Source organism: Paucibacter sp. KBW04 (assembly GCF_003852425.1).
Classification (GTDB): domain Bacteria; phylum Pseudomonadota; class Gammaproteobacteria; order Burkholderiales; family Burkholderiaceae_C; genus Paucibacter_A.
In genome coordinates this window covers 441359-458181 of the sequence record NZ_QAJN01000010.1, presented here as the reverse complement: position 1 = coordinate 458181, position 16823 = coordinate 441359, and the positions used below count along the sequence as shown (strand labels likewise).

Below are 16823 nucleotides of genomic sequence, written 5' to 3'. Positions count from 1 at the left end.
AATGCAAAGGTCCAGCGTGCCATCGCGCCACGATCCCTTTTTTGACGGCAAGCCGGGTGCTGGCCCCAAGGGCTTGCGCTTGGCTGCGGACAACTCGGTCGAAGCCGCACCCGTCGCGGTGGATCCCTTGGCCAGTCTGGCCGAGCAGCCCATTGGCGACCCCCTGCTCGAGGCCCTGGCCTGGTTGACCCGCCACCATGGCCGCGCGCGTTCGGGCGAATCCCTGCGTGCCGGTGCGCCTGTGGACGGGCCCTTGGCGCCGGATCAAGCCCTGCGCGTGATGCGCGAGGCGGGCTACAACGCTGGCTTGCTGCGCAAGTCGATTGACGAAATCAACCCGCTGCTGCTGCCCGCGGTATTGCTCTTGAACGAGGGCGATGCCTGCGTGCTGGTCAAGCGCCTGGACGAAGGTGCCGAGGGTGGCGGGCGTTATGAAGTCGTTTTCCCTGGTCCGGAGGCGGCCGCTTGCGCCGCCACGACCGCCGAGCTAGAGCCCGAGTACAGCGGCTTTGTGCTGGTGGTGTCACCGCAGGAACAGTCGCAAGCCCATACCCGCAATCCGCGCGAAGAGCCTCTGCTCAGGCCTAGCGGGGATCACTGGCTGTGGGGGACGCTCAAACGCTTCGTGCCCTATTACCGCTCCGCCATGTTGGCGGCCTTGTTGAGCAATGTGCTGATGCTGGTGTCGGGCCTGGTCACCTCGGTGATTTACGACAAGGTGATCCCGCATCAAGCCATCGTCACCTTGTGGACCCTGGCCGTGGGGGCCGCCCTGGCGCTCTTGTTTGACCTGTTCTCGCGTCAGCTGCGCAGCCATCTGATCGATTTGGCCGGACGCAAGGCCGATCTCATCATCGGTGCCAAGCTGTTCCGCCAAACCCTGGGCGTGCGCATGGAACACAAGCCGGCCTCGGCGGGCTCCTATGCGCATTACCTGGCCCAGGTCGAGGTGGTGCGCGACTTCTTCACCTCGGCCACCATGTCGGCGCTGACCGATCTGCCCTTTGTGCTGATCTTCGTGGCCATGACGTTTGTGATTGGCGGCCCGCTGGGCTGGGTCTTGGTGCTGGCGATCCCGCTCATCGTGGGCCTGAGTCTGCTAATCCAAAGCAGTTTGCGCCGCGCCATGCGCACCAATATGACCGAGATGGCCGATTTGCAGGGCACCTTGGTCGAGGCCATCGAAGGCTTGGAAGATTTGAAGACCTCGGGCGCCGAGGGCCGCTTTCTGCGCCGCTACGAAACCAGCACGGCCATTGCTGCGGAGTCCGCGCTGCGCGCTCGCACCATGTCGAGTTGGAGCACCAATATCGCCATGACCATGCAGCAGTTCATCAATCTGGTGATGCTGGTTTGGGGGGTGTACCTGATTCAAGAGGGACAGATCACGGCCGGTGCCCTGCTTGGCGCGGTGATGTTCGCTGGCCGGGCCACCATGCCTTTGAGCAGCCTGGTGGGCCTGGCCACCCGCTACCAGGGCGCGCGCGCAGCCATGCTCTCGCTCAACTCGGTGATGAGCGCGCCGACCGAACGTGAGAGTGATCGCAATTACGTGCCCTTGAACCAGATCAGCGGTCGCATGGCGCTCAACGATGTGGGTTTTGCCTATCCGGCGCAAAGCGATGGCGCGGCACCCAAGGTCTTGAAGAACATCACCCTGCGTGTGAACGAGGGCGAACGCATCGCCGTGCTGGGCCGCATCGGCAGTGGCAAGTCCACGATTCTTCGCTTGCTCGCGGGTTTGTATCAGCCGACCGAGGGCATGGTCGAGGTCGACGGCATTGACCTGCGCCAGGTCGACCCGGCCGAGTTCCGCGGCCGGGTGGGTTTTGTTTCGCAAGAGCCGCGCCTATTCCACGGCACCTTGCGTGACAACGTGCTGATGGGCCGCCACATCGACGCTCAGCGTTTGGTGGAAGTGGCCAAGCTGACCGGTCTGGATCGCGTCGTGGCCCAACATCCCCTGGGCTGGGATTTGCAGGTGGGCGAAATGGGCGGCATGTTGTCGGGGGGGCAGCGTCAGTTGGTGGCGCTGGCGCGCAGCCTGGTGAGCAAGCCGCAGATTTTGTTGATGGACGAGCCCACCAGCTCCATGGATGCCCAGTCGGAAATGGCGTTTTTGCGCCAGCTGCGTGATGCCGCCGGCAGCTGCACCTTGCTGGTGGTGACGCACCGGCCGGCCGTGTTGGAGCTGGTGACGCGGGTGATTGTGGTCGACGGCGGTCGCCTGGTGCTGGACGGCCCACGCGACCAGGTGCTGGCCGCCTTGTCGGGCGTTCGCTCCACGCCGCCGCCTCAACAAGGCCAGGCCGATGTGCATATGCATCCTGCCGCTCAGCCGGTGCAACGCTCGGCTTCGGTGTGATGATATGAATACAGTGCAGGATTTTGCTTTTGCTTGCCTCCCCCCTTTGCAAGGGAGGCCCCGCCATGGCCGCTGAACGCAGCCTCAGCCGCGAAGAGGGTTTGTTCGTCAACGGCGTGCAGGCGGCCTTGATCGACGAGCCCCTGCCACGCGCGGTTTGGGCCCTCTACCTCTTGTTGGTGGTTCTGGTCGTGGCCATCGCCTGGGCCGCCTTGGCCAAAGTGGATGAGGTGACACGTAGCCAGGGCCGTATCGTGCCCGATGGCAAGGAGCAAATCATTGCCAGCCTGGAGAGTGGGCTCTTGAGCAAACTCTTTGTGCGCGAGGGTGAGGAGGTTGAAGCCGGCCAGCCCTTGGCCCAGATGGATCCGACGCGGGCCGAAGCTGCTCAAAATGAAAGCCAGGTCAAACGCCTTGCCTTGCTGGCGCAAGTGGCAAGGCTGAAGGCCGAGGCGACGGGCCGCGCACCCGTGTTCCCGCCCGAAGTCCTGGAGGTTCCGCGCATCACGGCGGCCGAGACCGAGGTCTTGGAGGCCCGCCGCCGGGTGTTGGACGAGGCCATCGCCAGTATGAATCGCAGCGCCAGCCTGGTGGGGCGCGAACTGAAGATGGCGCAGGACATGGCCGCCAAAGGCTTGATGTCCGACGTCGAGGTGATGCGCTTGAACCGGCAGATGAACGAGCTTCAGCAGCAGCGCAATGAGCGCATCAGCCGCGCGAGGCAAGATGCCAGCGCCGAGTTGTCTCGCGCCCAGAACGAGCTGGCGCAGATGGATGAGCAGATGGTGGTGCGGGACGACACCATGAAGCACACGCTGCTGAAGTCGCCCCTGCGCGGCCTGGTCAAAAATATTCGCATCAACACCGTCGGTGGGGTGGTGCCCAGCGGCTCGCCCATCATGGAAATCGTGCCCCTGGGGCCGCGGGTGATGGTGGAGGCCCGCATCAAGCCTAAGGACATCGGTTTTGTGCAGCTGGGCCAATCGGCCATCATCAAGCTGGCCGGCTATGACTACAACGTGCATGGCGGGCTGGAGGGCAAGATCGAGTACATCAGTCCCGACGCTCTCGGCGAGGCCGACAAGGGCGGCGAGGGCACTTACTACCGCGCCGTGATTGCCGCGGATCGAAGCCATTTGATTGGCCGCAGGAAAGACGGTGTTGAGGGCAAGGCCGATGCCTTGCCGGTGATTCCCGGCATGACGGCCATGGTGGAGATCCGCACGGGCGAGCGCTCGGTGTTGAGCTATTTGCTGCGCCCGATGCTGAAGTCGCGCGAAGCCATGCGGGAGCGCTGAAGCGCGTATATGCGCCTGAGGGGGTGGCTTAATCGGCGCTTCGAAAGTTTGCCGGCGTGATGTAGTACGGGGGTAGCCAGTCTCTCCGAAATTCCCAGCTCTGCTGCGCCCCATCATGCCTCACGCATCACACCTCCTGCCATCTTTGAGCCGCTTGGCCCTGGTCTCGCTGACGCTTGTTTTCAGCGGCGCAGCCCCTGCCCAGCAGCGTTGCAGCGATCAGGACGGCACGACCCTGACCCCGCCGCCGCGCGATGCCAGCCTGCTGGAGACCAGCCAGGTCGATCCCCGCGTGAAGCTGCAAGAGCTGGTGCAAACCGCCTTGTCGCGCAGCCGCCCCATTGGCGCCGTGCGCTTGTTGGCCCAGGCGGCCGAAGCCGATTTGGCCGAAACCAAGGCACAGCGCTTGCCCACGGTGGCCCTGGGAGGGACGCTGGCCTATAGCGGTTTGATGGACCGGGGCGAAACGATTTCGCGAGGCATGCTGGGTAAAGGCTCGCTGAGCATCAGCGCACCGCTGTACGACTTTGGCCGCATCGGCAAATTGACCGAGTGGCGCCAGCAACTGGCCGAGGCGGCCCGTTTTGGCCAGAGCAGTGCGGAGGAGCAATTGGCACTGCAAACCGTGACCCTGGCTCTGGACCGCGGGCGCTACCAATTGCAGGCCCAGGTTTACGGCCAGTACGTGCGCAAGATGAGCTGTTTGGTGGAAGCCTTGGAAACCATCACCAAGGCCGACAAAGGCCGGGCCAGCGAGTTGGTGCAGGCGCAAAAAAGCATGCAGCAGGCCGAGCTGTCCTACGAACAAACCGTCTCGGCGCTGCGCCAGACGGAGGTGAGGCTGCGCCGTTTTGTCGGCGACGATCTACCGCGCAGTTCCTCCATGAGTTCGGTGCTGACCACCGTGCCGGATGTGAATCAAATGCAGGCCGATGTGCTGCTGGCGGCGGATGTGGCTCAAGCCGCCGCTCAGGCCAAGGCGCAGTACAACTATGCCGAGTCGGTTCAGGCCGGGCAAAAGCCTAGTGTCAACTTGCTGGTCAGCGGCTCGACCTCGGCCGGGCAAAGCCGCCAGACCGATTGGCAGGGCGGCGTCAGCCTCAATATCCCGCTTTATCAGCCGGGTGCGGATGCGGCCCTGACCTCGGCCCTGCGCCGGGCCCAGTCCGCCAACCTGCAGCGCGATGAGGCCATCGAGTCCAAGCGCTATCGCGTGCTGGAGATGCACGAGGCGGCGGGTTCGGCATTGGACCGCGCGCGTCGCATCGTGGAGATTCTGCGTAACAGCGACCGGGTGCGTGCCTCGACGCTGCAGCAATGGCAGCAACTGGGACGTCGCTCGCTCTTCGATGTGATGGCGGCCGAGGGCGACTACTACTCCATGCGCATCGCCCATGTGAACGCCATCTACGACGCCCAGCAGGTGGTGGCCATCATGTGGTCGCAAGGGCGCGGCGTGATGACGCCGCTGCGCTGAACTCCGGGCGGGCCTCAGCCCGCTGGCTGCTGCGCGTACTGGGCGCTGAGTCGCAGCGCTTCGGGCAGAGAAGTCCAAGGGGCCAGGCCCAGGGCGCGGGCGCGCTCAATCGCCGGGACATAACGCTTCAAGGCCAGGCCGCTGGGCGGCTGCAGGATGCGAACCGGTTTGCCGGGTGCCAGGCAGTCGCGCACCCGATGCGCCAGGTCGGCGATGCTCAGGCTTTCGTCGCTGCCGACGTTGTAGGCCAGGCCAGCCTGGCCGTGGCTGAGCAATTGCAGCAACCACACGGCCAGATCGGCCCCAAAAAGATAGGAGCGCATGGGCGTGCCATCGCCTTGCACGCGGATCTCATCGGCCCAGAGCGCGTCGCGCACAAAATTGCCGATGGCGAAATGCGCGTCCAGCGGCAAGCCAGGGCCGGAGAAGGCGAAACAGCGCGCCACCACGGACTCGATGCCATGGCTTTGCTGGCACATCGCGCCCATCAACTCCATCACGCGTTTGCCTTCGCCGTAGGCGTTGGACGTTAGCAAGGGGTCGCAGGCCAGGGCCGAGTCTTCGGGCTGGCGCTCCAGATGGCTGGGTTGAACGCCGTAGACCGCGCCCGAGCTGACCAGCAGCATGCGCTGCACGCCGCTGGCGAGGGCCATGTCGATGACGCGGCGGGTGCCCAGCACAATGTCCTCAAACATCTGCAAAGGTCGGCCATGGGCCGTCATTGAGGTTTCGGTGGCCGCGTGGATCAGCAGCTCGAACCGGCGCCCTGCGGGCGCGCTGAAATCACGCACATTGCCGGGCACAAAACTCAGCCAGGCCTGGCTTTGAAACTGCGGATGTTTGGCCAAAAAGGCCTGCGGGTCGCGTGAGAGCACGCAGACCTCGGTCTCGCATGCCTGGCGATTCAGGCAAGCCAGGGTGCTGAGCAGCCATAGCCCAAAAAAACCGGTGCCGCCGGTGATGAATATCCGTTTGCCGCGCAGTGCGGCGGCGTCCAAATGCGGCAGCAACTGCTGGACGCTGTGGTCCAGCAGGGCGATTTGCTGCGAACTCAGGGGCCGCAAGGCGGACGCTGTGCTCAAGCGCTGGTCTGCGCCGCCAGGGCTTGCGCGATGCGATTCAGCGGCGCCAGATCGCGTTCCGCGTCGCAATGCTGCCAAGGGCCGCGATGCTCGAAGGCGGTCAGCTGCTGCTGGGCAGCCAGCTTGTCCAGCGGGCCGGCTTCCAGAGCGCTATTGCCATCCAGGCCAAAAGCGGGCTCCCAAATCTTGGCGCTGAATAGGTAATAGCCGCCGTTGATGGCGGCCGCTTCGATCACGGGTTTGGGGGCGAAGGCCCGCACCAGGCTTTCGCCCTGGCGCATGCCCAGGATGCGGAAGCGCACCGGGTACTGGGTGGAGACCAGGGTGGCGACCGTCCCTTGGGCCTTGTGGAAGGCCAGCTCGGCGCTGAGATCGACCTCGCTGAGCGTGTCTGAATAGCTCAGGGCAAAGTGCGGTGCGTGTGCCAGCCAAGGCTTGCAGGCCAGCAGGCGCTGAGCCGTGTTGGCGGCGACCGGGGTGCTCAGCACGCGCAGACGGCAGGGCTGGCCAGCGATGTCGAGCTGGTAGCTGTCGGCCTGAGTCGGGTCGGTGCTGGCGCCAAAGTCCTCGCGCAGAACGCGCTGGAACTCCTCCGCCTGCAGGCCCACGGGCAGCAAAAAGTCTTGCGCGCCATGCTGGGCGTAGTGCAGCAGCACCCACCAGAACAGCGGCTTGCCATTGATTTGCACCAGGGCTTTGTTGATACGGTGAGTGGAACCTTCGCCCAGAACCACGCCTTGGCCGCCGCAGAGGATGACGACTGGTACTTCTTTGAATGCCTTGCTCATGATGGTCTCAGCGCTTCCAGAGTTGCTTGTCTTGCGCCAGCCGGGCCAGGTGTTCGACCACCTCGCGCGAGCCGACGATGTAGTCCACGCTCAGGCCATCGGCATGCCGATGCAGGCGCAGCTCGCAGCCCGCCGCACGGGCGATGGCCAGGGCTCCCGCCACGTCCCAGAGCTTGGCCGAGAAGCCGTAGGCCGCTTGCAGCTTGCCCGCCGCGGCCCAGCACACATTCAAGGCGGCGCTGCCGGTGCGCAGGCAGCCCCGCGTGCTGTCGTTGACGGCCTGGAACATCTCGTATTGCGCGGCACTCGCCTTGGCGCTGAAGCTGGCGGCCACCAGGGCCTCGTCCGGCGCGCGGTGGCTGTGGACAAAGGGCCTGCCGTTGAGCAAGGCCTTCTCCGTGTTGAGGGTGAAGTAAAGCTCGTCCAGCTTGGGGGCGCAAACTACGCCCAGACGGAACTCGCCTTGGTCGACCAGGCCGGCGCAGACGGCGTAGGCCGCCAGGCCGTGGGCAAAATTGACCGTGCCATCGATGGGGTCCACCACCCAGAGCTGCTTGGCCGCCACGGCGGCATGGGCCTCGGCCTCTTCGGAGACCACGGGCAAGCCGGTGGCAGCCAGCCTTTGCATCAGCAGTTCACTGATGCGCAGATCGGTCTGGGTGACGATGTCGCGCAGGCTTTCTTTTTGCTGCGCGCTTTGGGCGTTGGCGGCAGCCGTCTCGGCCAGTTTGGCACCGGCCAGCACGGCCTCCAGCGCGGTCTTGATCAGCGTGCTGTGGTCCAGCGTGGTGCTCATGCGGTTCTCCTCGGCAGGCTGCGCAGCTCAGCGGTGATGGCTGCCATCTTGTCCTGCAGCATCAGATCCAGGGGTTCGCCAGGACGCAGGCCCAGCACATAACGGTTGAAATCGGCGGTGGGCATGGACTCGTGCATCATGCGGATATGGTGGTCGGGGTCGTGCACGTCCTCAAACAGCAGGGCGCCGACGATGCCCTTGAGTAAGTTTTGCGGCAGCACACCCAAGGTCAGGCACATCTGCGCGGCACCGATCAAGCGGCCGTGCAGCTCCAGCTTGCGCAAGGGCTCGCGCGCCACCCGGGCCACCGGGTCGAAAAGCTGCTGGCAGCGGAAGCGCGACAACTCCTTCTGCGCATACCAGTCCAGGAAGTCGTGCGGGATGTCCCATTGCAGCTTCAGGGCCTGCAGCATCTCGTTCATCGCACCCTCGACCAGCTGGGCCGCCTTGGGGTGGGCCATGGCCTCGTGCACATAGGTGCAGCCCATCAAGGCGCCCAAATAGGCGGTGATGCAGTGGGGGGTGTTGTGCAGATAGAGCTTGGGTGTCCACTGGTGGCGCAGCAGCTCTTCGCGCGGCAGCAGCGTCATCTCGCCATGCAGCTCGAAGGGGCCTTGCTCGATGAACTGCACACCGTTTTCGGTGGTGATGGCCAGCGGGTCTTGCTCAAGCAGATGGGCGGGCGCGGTGTTGGAGGTGATGACGTCCGGCACCGCGAAGTAGATATTGCTATGCCCCAGCGCACGCTTGGCCACGGTGACGGTCTCGGGCTCGTTCTCGCACATGATGAGCGGGAACTTGGCCCCCTGCATCAGCAGCGCGGCCTTCTCCGCATTGCGCGGGCCGACCGAGAAGAAGCAAGCGACTGCGTCCTGATGTTCGCTTAGGCTGAACTCGGCAGGTGTGTAGGCCGCTTTGACCTGCACCCGCTTGTGCTCATAGGCCTCGTCCTTGACCCGGTAGGTCGAGTAGCTGCCTTGTTGGCGCATGCGCTCGACGATTTTGGGGTTGCTGTCGATGAAGACAAACTCGTGTTTGCTCTCGTCCAGCGTCCAAGGCAGGTAGCCTCGCCCAATGGCGCCAGCTCCCATGAAAAGTACTTTGGTTTTCATAGTCGTTACCACTCGAGTGGTTGGGTAAACATATTAGCCCGGAACTCTTCCCGGTCCAGCAGCGGCATCAGGTCTTCCAGCGGGCGCGACACCATGCTGCCGTCGGCGCGAATGGCGGAACCCAGCTTGGGCATCAGGTGCTTGGCCGGGTCGACCATCACCTCGATGATTTCAGGGCCGGCCTGCTTCAGGCTGGCCTCAATCTGTGCGTGCACCTCGCCATTCGTCGAGATGCGACGGTAGGCGATGCGGTAGGCCGTGGCGATGCGTTTCAGCTCCGGCAAGGAAACGCCGGACTCGGCGGTGGAGGCCACGTAGCGGTTTTGGAAATAGGTTTCTTGCGTGACCCGGATGGCGTGATAGCCCTTGTTATTGATCACAAAGATCTTCACCGGCAGCTGGTGGTGGGCCATGGTCTGCAGCTCCTGGATATTGAGCTGGAAGCCGCCGTCGCCCACCAAGGTGATGGCTTGTTTATTGCCAAAAGCCACGCTGGCACCGATGGCCGAGGGCATGCCATAACCCATGGCCGCCATGCCCTTGGCGTGAAAGACGCGCTGGTGTTTTTTGGGCTTGAAAGCCTGGCCCGAGACGGTGAAAGAGGTGCCCGAGGAGCCCAGGGGCACGAGGGCGTCCTCGGGCGCAAGATCGCTGAGCGCGTCGACGAAGAAATAGGGGTCGACAAAGTTCTCGGCACCGGCCTGGGCCAGGGTCGGGGCGACGGGGTACTGGCTGCGCATGCGGCGGCAGTAGGCCAACCAGTCCGCGGGCGCGGCGAGGGTTTGGGCCTTGAGTTGCTGGGCCAGGCCATCGATCAAGGCCGCGGCATCGCAGCGCGAAAAGCGGTCCACCTTGAGGAAGGGCTTGCTCGCCTCGGCCTCGTCCAGGTCCACCATATCGAGAAAGGCTTCGCGGGCAAAGGCTTCGACGTTGTAGCCGGTGTGTTGCACGCCTAGGCGGGCGCCGATGCTGAGGATGTAGTCGGCGTTTTGCACCACGAAATTGGCATAGCGCGGGCCGTAGGCATTGGCGCGGCCGAAGTAGCGCGGATGCTCATCGGGCACCAGGTCGATGGCGTTCCAGGTCGTTTGCACCGGCACTTGCAACTGCTCCAGCAAGGCCAGCGCCGCGTTCTTGGCACCAGAAAGCCAAACGCCGTGGCCCAGGATGATCAGCGGGCGCTTGGCTTGCGAGAGCTTGCTCAGGATGGAGTCGACCAGGGCCGGGCTGGGCTTGGGGTTCAGGTCTGCATAGCCTTCGGCCACCGGATCAAAACCACGCAAGCTGCTGGGGTCGATGCGGGCGGCTTGGATGTCCAGCGGCAGGTCCAACCAGACCGGGCCGGGGCGGCCGGCACGGGCCAGGAAGCAAGCCTTTTCAAGCTCGTAGCGAATCTCCTTGGGGTCGGAGACGTACTGCGCGTACTTGGTGGTGGGCTGCACCACGTCGACGATATTGAACTCCTGGAAGCCGCGCTGACGCAGGCCTTGGGGGCGCTGGGAGAACAGGGTGGAGACCTGGCCCGAGATGAAGAGCATGGGCACGCTGTCCGTCCAGGCGCCGGCGACCGCCGTCAGCACATTGGTGGCGCCGGGCCCCGAGGTGGCAAAGCACACGCCGGTGGTGTTGAGGCTGCGGCCGTAGGCATAAGCTGCGATGCCGGCGGCCTGCTCATGGTGCAGGGCAAAGGATTGCAGCTCGCTGCTGCCCAGACTGTCCAGCAAATGCATCATGCCGCCGCCCGAGAGCAAGAAGACATGCTTGGAGCCGGTCAGCTCCTGGATGCGCGAGCACACATAGTCGGAGACCTTGATGAGCGGCGAAGACGTGTCGGTGGTCATACGGCTTGAGAGTGTCGGTGAATTGAGACGTTGAAATGCACAGTTATGGGTGAGGTCTGGGCTCTGGCCCTACATCACCGCGCCAAGCAGCCAGGGCGCGAACTCGTTCTGACCGTAGCCATGCAACTCGCTGCGGGTTTTGCGGCCGCTCGCCGTGTCCAGCAAGGCCTGGAAGATGCGCTCGCCCATGGCTTCGATGCTGCAGCTGCCGTCGACGATCTCACCGCAGTTGATGTCGATATCGTCGGCCTGACGCTGCCACAGCGCGCTATTGGTGGCGAGCTTGAGCGAGGGGGTCGGGGCGCAGCCATAGGCCGAGCCACGGCCGGTGGTGAAACAGATCAGATTGGCGCCGCCCGCCACCTGGCCGGTGGCGCTGACCGGGTCATAGCCCGGTGAGTCCATGAAGACCAGGCCATGGCGGCGCACCGGCTGTGCGTACTCGATGACATCGACCAGATTGCTGGTGCCGCCCTTGGCCACCGCGCCCAGAGACTTCTCCAGAATCGTGGTCAGGCCGCCGGCCTTGTTGCCGTGCGAGGGGTTGTTGTTCATCTCGCCGCCATGCAGCTGGGCATAGCCCTCCCACCAGCGGATGCGCTCGGCCAGCTTGGCGGCGACCTCGGCGCTGATGGCGCGGCGGGTCAGCAGGTGTTCGGCGCCGTAGATTTCGGGGGTTTCGCTGAGCAGGGCCGTGCCGCCATGCCGCACCAGGCGGTCCACGGCATTGCCCAGCGCGGGGTTGGCGCTGATGCCGGAGTAACCGTCCGAGCCCCCGCATTGCAGGCCCACGATCAGATGCTCGGCGCTGCAGGGCTCGCGCTGCACCGCATTGGCCAGGGGCAAAAAGCCTTGGATCAACTCGATGCCCCGAGCCACTGCAGCGCTGGTGCCGCCCACATTCTGGATATTGAAGCTCTGCAGCAAAGCGCCTGGCAGCAGATCCTCGGCCTTCAGCAAGGCTTCAATCTGGTTGGATTCGCAGCCCAGGCCGACGATCAGGATGGCGGCGAAGTTGGCATGGCGGGCATATCCCGCCAAGGTGCGTCGCAGCACTTGCATGCCCAGACCCTGGTCGTCCATGGCGCAGCCGGTGCCGTGGGTGAGGGCGACCACGCCGTCGATCTGCGGGTGCTGGTGCAGGGGGCTGTCGGCGCGCTGCAAGCTGAAATGATCGGCAATGGCGCGCGCCACGGTTGCCGAGCAATTGACGCTGGAGAGGATGCCAATGTAGTTGCGTGTGGCCACCTGGCCATTGGCGCGCTTGATGCCCATGAACTGGGCTTGCTGGCGCGGCAGCTCGGGCTGCACATCGACGCCCACGGCCAGATCGCGGGCAAAGTCACCCATCACCAGGTTCTGCGTATGCACATGTTCGCCGGCCTCGATGGCCCGGGAGGCAAAGCCGATGATCTGGTTGTAGCGCTTGATGGGCTCGCCCTGCTTGATGGCCCGGCGGGCCAGCTTGTGGCCAGCAGGAATCAGTCCGCGCACCGTGATGCCATGCACCTGCTGCCCGCCGAGCAGCTGGCCGCGGGCGATCAAGACATCGTCAGCAGGATGCAGCAGCAGGGTCGGAGCGATTGAAGCGGAGCTTGTCATCTTGGGTCATGTTCAGGCTCGACGAGCTGTCGAGCGCATGCCAGTATTGAACTCCGGGCCGAGCCTGCTGTCTTGCCGAATACGGCGGGGAAGAGCGCCCTGTTTTTGCTTTCTTTCCTCTGTGGAGGGCAGGGCTCAGAAATTGAGTCCGAAGAAAGTCTCAAGCTTGTCGGCGATGTAATCCAATTGCGGCTCGCCGAGGGCGGGAAAGGTGCCCAGCCAGAAGGTCTGGTTCATCACCACATCGGTGTTGCGCAACTCGCCGCTGATGCGGAAATTGCGGCCGGCCATATAGGGTTGCTTGGTCAGATTGCCGGCGAACAGCAGGCGGGTGCCGATTTTGTTCTGCTCCAGGAAATTGATCAGATCGGCGCGCTGCACACCGGCCGTGTCTTTGACGATGAGCGGGAAGCCGAACCAGGAGGGCTGGGCATGCTCGGTGGCTTCGGGCAGGTGCAGGAACTCGGCGCAAGACTGCAGGCGATTCTTCAGGTAGGTGAAATTGGCGCGGCGCTTGGCGATGAACTCGTCCACCCTGTCCATCTGGGCCAGGGCGCAAGCCGCCTGCATATCGCTGATCTTGAGGTTGTAGCCCAGATGGCTGTAGGTGTATTTGTGGTCGTAGCCATCGGGCAGATCGCCGCCCAGCTCTTTCTTGCTCCAGCAAAAACGCTTGTCGCAGGTGTTGTCCTTGCCGGGCGGGCAGTAGCAGTCGCGGCCCCAGTCGCGGAAGGACTCGGCAATCAGCTTGAGTTCGCTGTTATTGGTGAACACGGCACCGCCTTCGCCCATGGTGATGTGATGGGCGGGGTAAAAGCTCAGGGTGCCGATATCGCCAAAGCTGCCGACCATCTGGCCTTTGTAGGTGGCGCCCAGGGCGTCGCAGCAGTCTTCGACCAGCCAGAGATTGTGCTTCTTGCACAAGGCGGTGACGACATCGAGGTTGAAGGGATTGCCCAGGGAATGGGCCAGCATGATGGCTTTGGTCTTGGGCGTGATGGCGGCCTCGATCAGGCTGGCATCGATATTGTGGGTGGCCAGATCCACGTCCACAAACACCGGCACGGCGCCGAACTGCAGAATCGGGTTGACCGTGGTGGGGAAGCCAGCTGCCACGCCGATGACCTCGTCACCCGGCTTGATGGCGCGCTCGCCCAGACGCGGTGAGGTCAGGGCGGAGAAGGCCACCAGATTGGCCGAAGAGCCCGAGTTCACCGTCAGCACATGTTTGACGCCCAGGAATTCCGCCAGCCTGGATTCAAAGGCCGCGTTGAAACGACCGGTGGTCAGCCAACCGTCCAGCGAGGCCTCGACCATCAGCTTGAGTTCTTGTGCGCCCAGCACCTTGCCCGACACGGGCACGGCCGTCTCGCCGGGCACAAAGGGCTTGGGCGCGTAGGCGATGTCCGCGTACTGCTGCACCAGCTGAGCGATGTCTTTGCGGATCTGGTCCAGCTGCGGCTGGAAGGTGACGGGGGATGTGGTGCTCATGTCGTGGCTTGATAGTCTGAGATTTGCGCCAGGCAGAGGGCGCGCATATCCTGGCCTTGCAGCCAGGCTTGATGCCAATGGGTGATGTGCTGGAGGGCGCATTCCAGGTCCCAGCGCGGCTGCCAGTGTAGGCGCTGCTTGGCCTTGGAAATGTCTAGCTTGAGGAAGTGGGCTTCGTGCGGATGTTCGCCGGCTTGGTTCTCCCAACGGGCGCCTTGGCCCCATTGCGCGCACAGGCGCTCGACGATCCATTGCACCGGGCGGGCGTCCTCGTCGCGGGGGCCGAAGTTCCAGGCCTCGGCCACGCTTTGGCCTTGTTCGAACAAGGCTTGGGCCAGCAGCAAATAGCCGCCCAGCGGCTCCAACACATGCTGCCAAGGGCGGATGGCATGGGGGTTGCGGATCTGCACCGGCTGCTCGTTCTGCAGCGCGCGCAGGATGTCGGGCACCAGGCGGTCGGCCGCCCAGTCGCCGCCGCCGATCACATTGCCGGCCCTGGCCGTGGCCATGGCGATGCCGGCGTGGGCAAGAAAGGACTTGCGATAGGCGCTGGCCACCAGCTCGGCGCAGCCCTTGCTATTGGAGTAGGGGTCGTGACCACCCATGGGCTCGTCCTCACGGTAGCCCCAGACCCATTCGCGGTTCTCGTAGCACTTGTCGGTGGTGATATTGACGATGGCGCGCAGCCCCGGCGTTAGGCGTGCCGCTTCCAGCACATGGACCGAGCCCATCACATTGGTGGCATAGGTCTCGACCGGCTGTTGGTAAGACAGTCGCACCAGGGGCTGGGCGGCCAGATGGATCAGGATCTCGGGCTGGAAGGCCTGGAACTGGGCTTGCACGGCGGTAAAGTCGCGGATGTCGGCAATCGCGCTGTGCGCCATGCCTTCGGCCACGCGGGCGATCTCGAACAGATTGGGTTCGGTCGGCGGCGTCAGCGCCAGGCCGCTGACCTGGGCGCCCAGAGATTGCAGCCACAGGCTTAACCAGCCGCCCTTGAAACCGGTATGGCCGGTCAGCAAGACTCGCTTGCCGCGCCAGAAGTCTGGGTTGATCTGCATGGCGGGCTTCAGTCCCATTTCTTCCAGGGCGCCTTGCCGCTGGCCCACAGCTCGTCCAGCATGACTTTGTCGCGCAAGGTGTCCATGGGCTGCCAGAAGCCCTGGTGCTCAAAGGCCATCAACTCGCCTTGATGGGCCAGGGTGTCCAGGGGTTCGCGCTCCCAGATGGTGTTGTCATCCTTGATCAGATCGATCACCTTGGGGCTGAGCACGAAGAAGCCGCCATTGATCATGCCGCCTTCACCAAAAGGCTTTTCCTTGAAGCTCTTGACCTGGCTGCCGTCCAGGTCCAGCGCGCCGAAACGGGCCGGCGGATAAGTGGCGGTGAGGGTGGCTTTTTTGCCGTGGCGCTTGTGGAAGTCGATGCTGGCCGAGATGTCCACATCGCTGACGCCGTCGCCATAGGTCAGGCAAAAGGCCTCGTCCAGCTCCACATACTTGGCCACCCGCTTGATGCGGCCGCCGGTCATGGACGCGTCGCCCGTATCCACCAGGGTCACATTCCAGGGCTCGGCGCGCTTTTGATGCACTTCCATGCGGTTGGAGCGCATGTCGAAGGTGACGTCCGAGGTGTGCAGAAAGTAGTTGGAGAAAAACTCCTTGATCACCACGCCCTTATAACCGCAGCAGATCACGAAATCATTGATGCCGTGGTGGGAATAGTGTTTGAGGATATGCCAAAGAATGGGCCGGCCGCCGATTTCCACCATGGGTTTCGGGCGGGTGGCGGTTTCTTCGCTCAAACGGGTACCGAGTCCACCGGCAAGTATCACTGCTTTCATGGCGAATTACCTTGTGCTGGATTGATGGTTGGAATATTCAGGCTGCCACGAAGGCATCGGAGCAAAAACGACGAGCCGACAAACCCGCCGCAAGCAATTGTTTCTGAGCGCTGGCGATCATCGCATTGGAACCGCAGGCAAAAACCCAGGCGTTCGTGAGGCTGGGGTTTCGGCGCAACAAGGCGTCTTGAATATGCCCGCGCTCGCCGCCCCAGCTCTCATCGGCCCGCGACAGCACCGGCACGAAATTCAAGGGCGGGCAGTGCGGCGGCAAGGCGGGTAAATCCGAGTACAAATCCTGCGCTTGGCGGCCGCCCCAGTAGACCGCGAGACTGCGCGGCTGGGCCTCGGCCGGCCGTTGGGCGAGTTCTTCCAGCAGGGCCAAAATCGGCGCGAAACCGGTGCCGGTGGCGAGCAAGAACAAATCCATACCCGCGACATCGCGCAAAAAGAAACTGCCGCGTGGGCCTTCCAGGCGCAGCAGATCGCCGACCTTGGCCTGCTCGAACCAATAGGTGCTGAGGGCGCCCCCGGCCACTTTCTTGATATGTAGCTGCAGTTTTCCGTCGGCCCTGGGCGCATTCGCCAGGGAGTAAGCGCGCTTGATCCCCTGGGGGCCGATGATATTGATGTATTGACCGGCCAAATACCGGAAACCGCTATTGGGCGGCAGCCGCAACACCAGCCGCAAGACGTCCGGGGTGGGCTGCTCCAGGCTGTCAATGCGGGCGGGCAGGGTCAGCAGCTTGAGTTCGGCCAGGGGGCCTAAGTCCTCGGCATCCAGGCTGACTTCGCCCAGCGCCTGCACGGCGCAGCTGAGGACCCAGCCCTCGGCCTGTTGCTCGGGGCTCAGGGATTGGTCGGGCAGCAGGGGCTCGGTCTGGCCTTGCAGAACGCGGGTTTTGCAGGTCCCGCAGCGGCCGTTGCGGCAGCTGTGTTCCAGTACCAGGCCGGCTTGCGCCGCGCAGTCCAGCAGGCTTTTGCCCGCGATGGCGGGAAACTGGCGGCCATTGGCCAGATGAATCAAAGAAGCGGTGGGCAAGGCGTGACCTCGGGGCAGGGCAGTTGGTGCATGCAGCCATGCTAACCAGCCCCAGACAGGTCAAAAGCGCGAACAGCGTCGCAAAT

At 63.9% G+C, this 16823-nt stretch carries 13 protein-coding genes; 3 read left to right on the top strand and 10 right to left on the bottom strand.

Translation table 11 applies throughout. The annotated features are described in order from the left end of the window. Position 1: 1 nt before the first annotated feature. The 3 genes from DBR47_RS13935 (at position 2) to DBR47_RS13925 (ending at position 5140) form a co-directional block, all read left to right on the top strand. Positions 2-2365: a type I secretion system permease/ATPase gene (locus tag DBR47_RS13935; protein WP_124450984.1), complete on the top strand. Its 2364-nt coding sequence runs from the start codon at positions 2-4 to the stop codon at positions 2363-2365. Positions 2366-2430: 65 nt separating this feature from the next. Next, complete coding sequence (locus tag DBR47_RS13930) at positions 2431-3663, top strand: HlyD family efflux transporter periplasmic adaptor subunit (RefSeq protein WP_124450982.1); 1233 nt, start codon at positions 2431-2433, stop codon at positions 3661-3663. A gap of 115 nt (positions 3664-3778) precedes the next feature. Next, the gene (locus DBR47_RS13925) at positions 3779-5140 is read left to right on the top strand and encodes a TolC family protein (protein ID WP_124450980.1); all 1362 of its coding nucleotides are present in this window, start codon (positions 3779-3781) and stop codon (positions 5138-5140) included. A 14-nt stretch (positions 5141-5154) separates the two neighbouring features. Here DBR47_RS13925 and DBR47_RS13920 read toward each other — a convergent pair whose 3' ends face one another. The 10 genes from DBR47_RS13920 to DBR47_RS13875 all read right to left on the bottom strand — a co-directional run bounded on the left by DBR47_RS13920 (position 5155) and on the right by DBR47_RS13875 (position 16737). Then, positions 5155-6222, bottom strand: a complete 1068-nt coding sequence (locus DBR47_RS13920) for an NAD(P)-dependent oxidoreductase (RefSeq protein ID WP_231512303.1) — start codon at positions 6220-6222, stop codon at positions 5155-5157. Next, a complete protein-coding gene (locus DBR47_RS13915) occupies positions 6219-7010 on the bottom strand; it encodes a sugar phosphate nucleotidyltransferase (protein ID WP_124450978.1) in 792 nt (263 codons plus the stop codon). Before DBR47_RS13915 ends, DBR47_RS13920 begins: the two co-directional genes overlap by 4 nt. A gap of 7 nt (positions 7011-7017) precedes the next feature. Next, positions 7018-7806, bottom strand: a complete 789-nt coding sequence (locus tag DBR47_RS13910) for an inositol monophosphatase family protein (protein WP_124450976.1) — start codon at positions 7804-7806, stop codon at positions 7018-7020. Beyond that, positions 7803-8918, bottom strand: a complete 1116-nt coding sequence (locus DBR47_RS13905) for a hypothetical protein (RefSeq protein ID WP_124450974.1) — start codon at positions 8916-8918, stop codon at positions 7803-7805. The genes DBR47_RS13910 and DBR47_RS13905 overlap by 4 nt, the downstream gene beginning before the upstream one ends. Before the next feature lie 5 nt (positions 8919-8923). Continuing rightward, entirely contained in the window at positions 8924-10759 is a 1836-nt protein-coding gene (locus DBR47_RS13900; protein WP_124450972.1) for a thiamine pyrophosphate-binding protein, read from the bottom strand. A 69-nt stretch (positions 10760-10828) separates the two neighbouring features. Further along, positions 10829-12361: a UxaA family hydrolase gene (locus DBR47_RS13895; RefSeq protein ID WP_370454920.1), complete on the bottom strand. Its 1533-nt coding sequence runs from the start codon at positions 12359-12361 to the stop codon at positions 10829-10831. Positions 12362-12496: 135 nt separating this feature from the next. Further along, positions 12497-13852: a lipopolysaccharide biosynthesis protein RfbH gene (rfbH, locus tag DBR47_RS13890; RefSeq protein ID WP_124450970.1), complete on the bottom strand. Its 1356-nt coding sequence runs from the start codon at positions 13850-13852 to the stop codon at positions 12497-12499. After that, positions 13849-14931: a CDP-glucose 4,6-dehydratase gene (rfbG, locus tag DBR47_RS13885; RefSeq protein ID WP_197047062.1), complete on the bottom strand. Its 1083-nt coding sequence runs from the start codon at positions 14929-14931 to the stop codon at positions 13849-13851. The genes rfbH and rfbG overlap by 4 nt, the downstream gene beginning before the upstream one ends. Next, positions 14922-15695 (bottom strand): glucose-1-phosphate cytidylyltransferase, encoded by a 774-nt coding sequence (gene rfbF, locus DBR47_RS13880; RefSeq protein WP_124450968.1) that lies wholly within the window; start codon positions 15693-15695, stop codon positions 14922-14924. Before rfbF ends, rfbG begins: the two co-directional genes overlap by 10 nt. Before the next feature lie 37 nt (positions 15696-15732). Next, entirely contained in the window at positions 15733-16737 is a 1005-nt protein-coding gene (locus DBR47_RS13875; protein ID WP_197047061.1) for an FAD-binding oxidoreductase, read from the bottom strand. Between the last annotated feature and the right edge of the window lie 86 nt (positions 16738-16823).

Excerpts from the sequence above, each read along its gene's own strand:
- rfbG (WP_197047062.1), bottom strand. The coding sequence starts at position 14,931 with ATGGGACTGAAGCCCGCCATGCAGATCAACCCAGACTTCTGGCGCGGC.
- DBR47_RS13895 (WP_370454920.1), bottom strand. The coding sequence starts at position 12,361 with ATGACAAGCTCCGCTTCAATCGCTCCGACCCTGCTGCTGCATCCTGCT.
- DBR47_RS13925 (WP_124450980.1), top strand. The coding sequence starts at position 3,779 with ATGCCTCACGCATCACACCTCCTGCCATCTTTGAGCCGCTTGGCCCTG.
- DBR47_RS13915 (WP_124450978.1), bottom strand. The coding sequence starts at position 7,010 with ATGAGCAAGGCATTCAAAGAAGTACCAGTCGTCATCCTCTGCGGCGGC.
- DBR47_RS13905 (WP_124450974.1), bottom strand. The coding sequence starts at position 8,918 with ATGAAAACCAAAGTACTTTTCATGGGAGCTGGCGCCATTGGGCGAGGC.
- DBR47_RS13910 (WP_124450976.1), bottom strand. The coding sequence starts at position 7,806 with ATGAGCACCACGCTGGACCACAGCACGCTGATCAAGACCGCGCTGGAG.
- DBR47_RS13900 (WP_124450972.1), bottom strand. The coding sequence starts at position 10,759 with ATGACCACCGACACGTCTTCGCCGCTCATCAAGGTCTCCGACTATGTG.
- rfbH (WP_124450970.1), bottom strand. The coding sequence starts at position 13,852 with ATGAGCACCACATCCCCCGTCACCTTCCAGCCGCAGCTGGACCAGATC.
- DBR47_RS13935 (WP_124450984.1), top strand. The coding sequence starts at position 2 with ATGCAAAGGTCCAGCGTGCCATCGCGCCACGATCCCTTTTTTGACGGC.
- rfbF (WP_124450968.1), bottom strand. The coding sequence starts at position 15,695 with ATGAAAGCAGTGATACTTGCCGGTGGACTCGGTACCCGTTTGAGCGAA.
- DBR47_RS13930 (WP_124450982.1), top strand. The coding sequence starts at position 2,431 with ATGGCCGCTGAACGCAGCCTCAGCCGCGAAGAGGGTTTGTTCGTCAAC.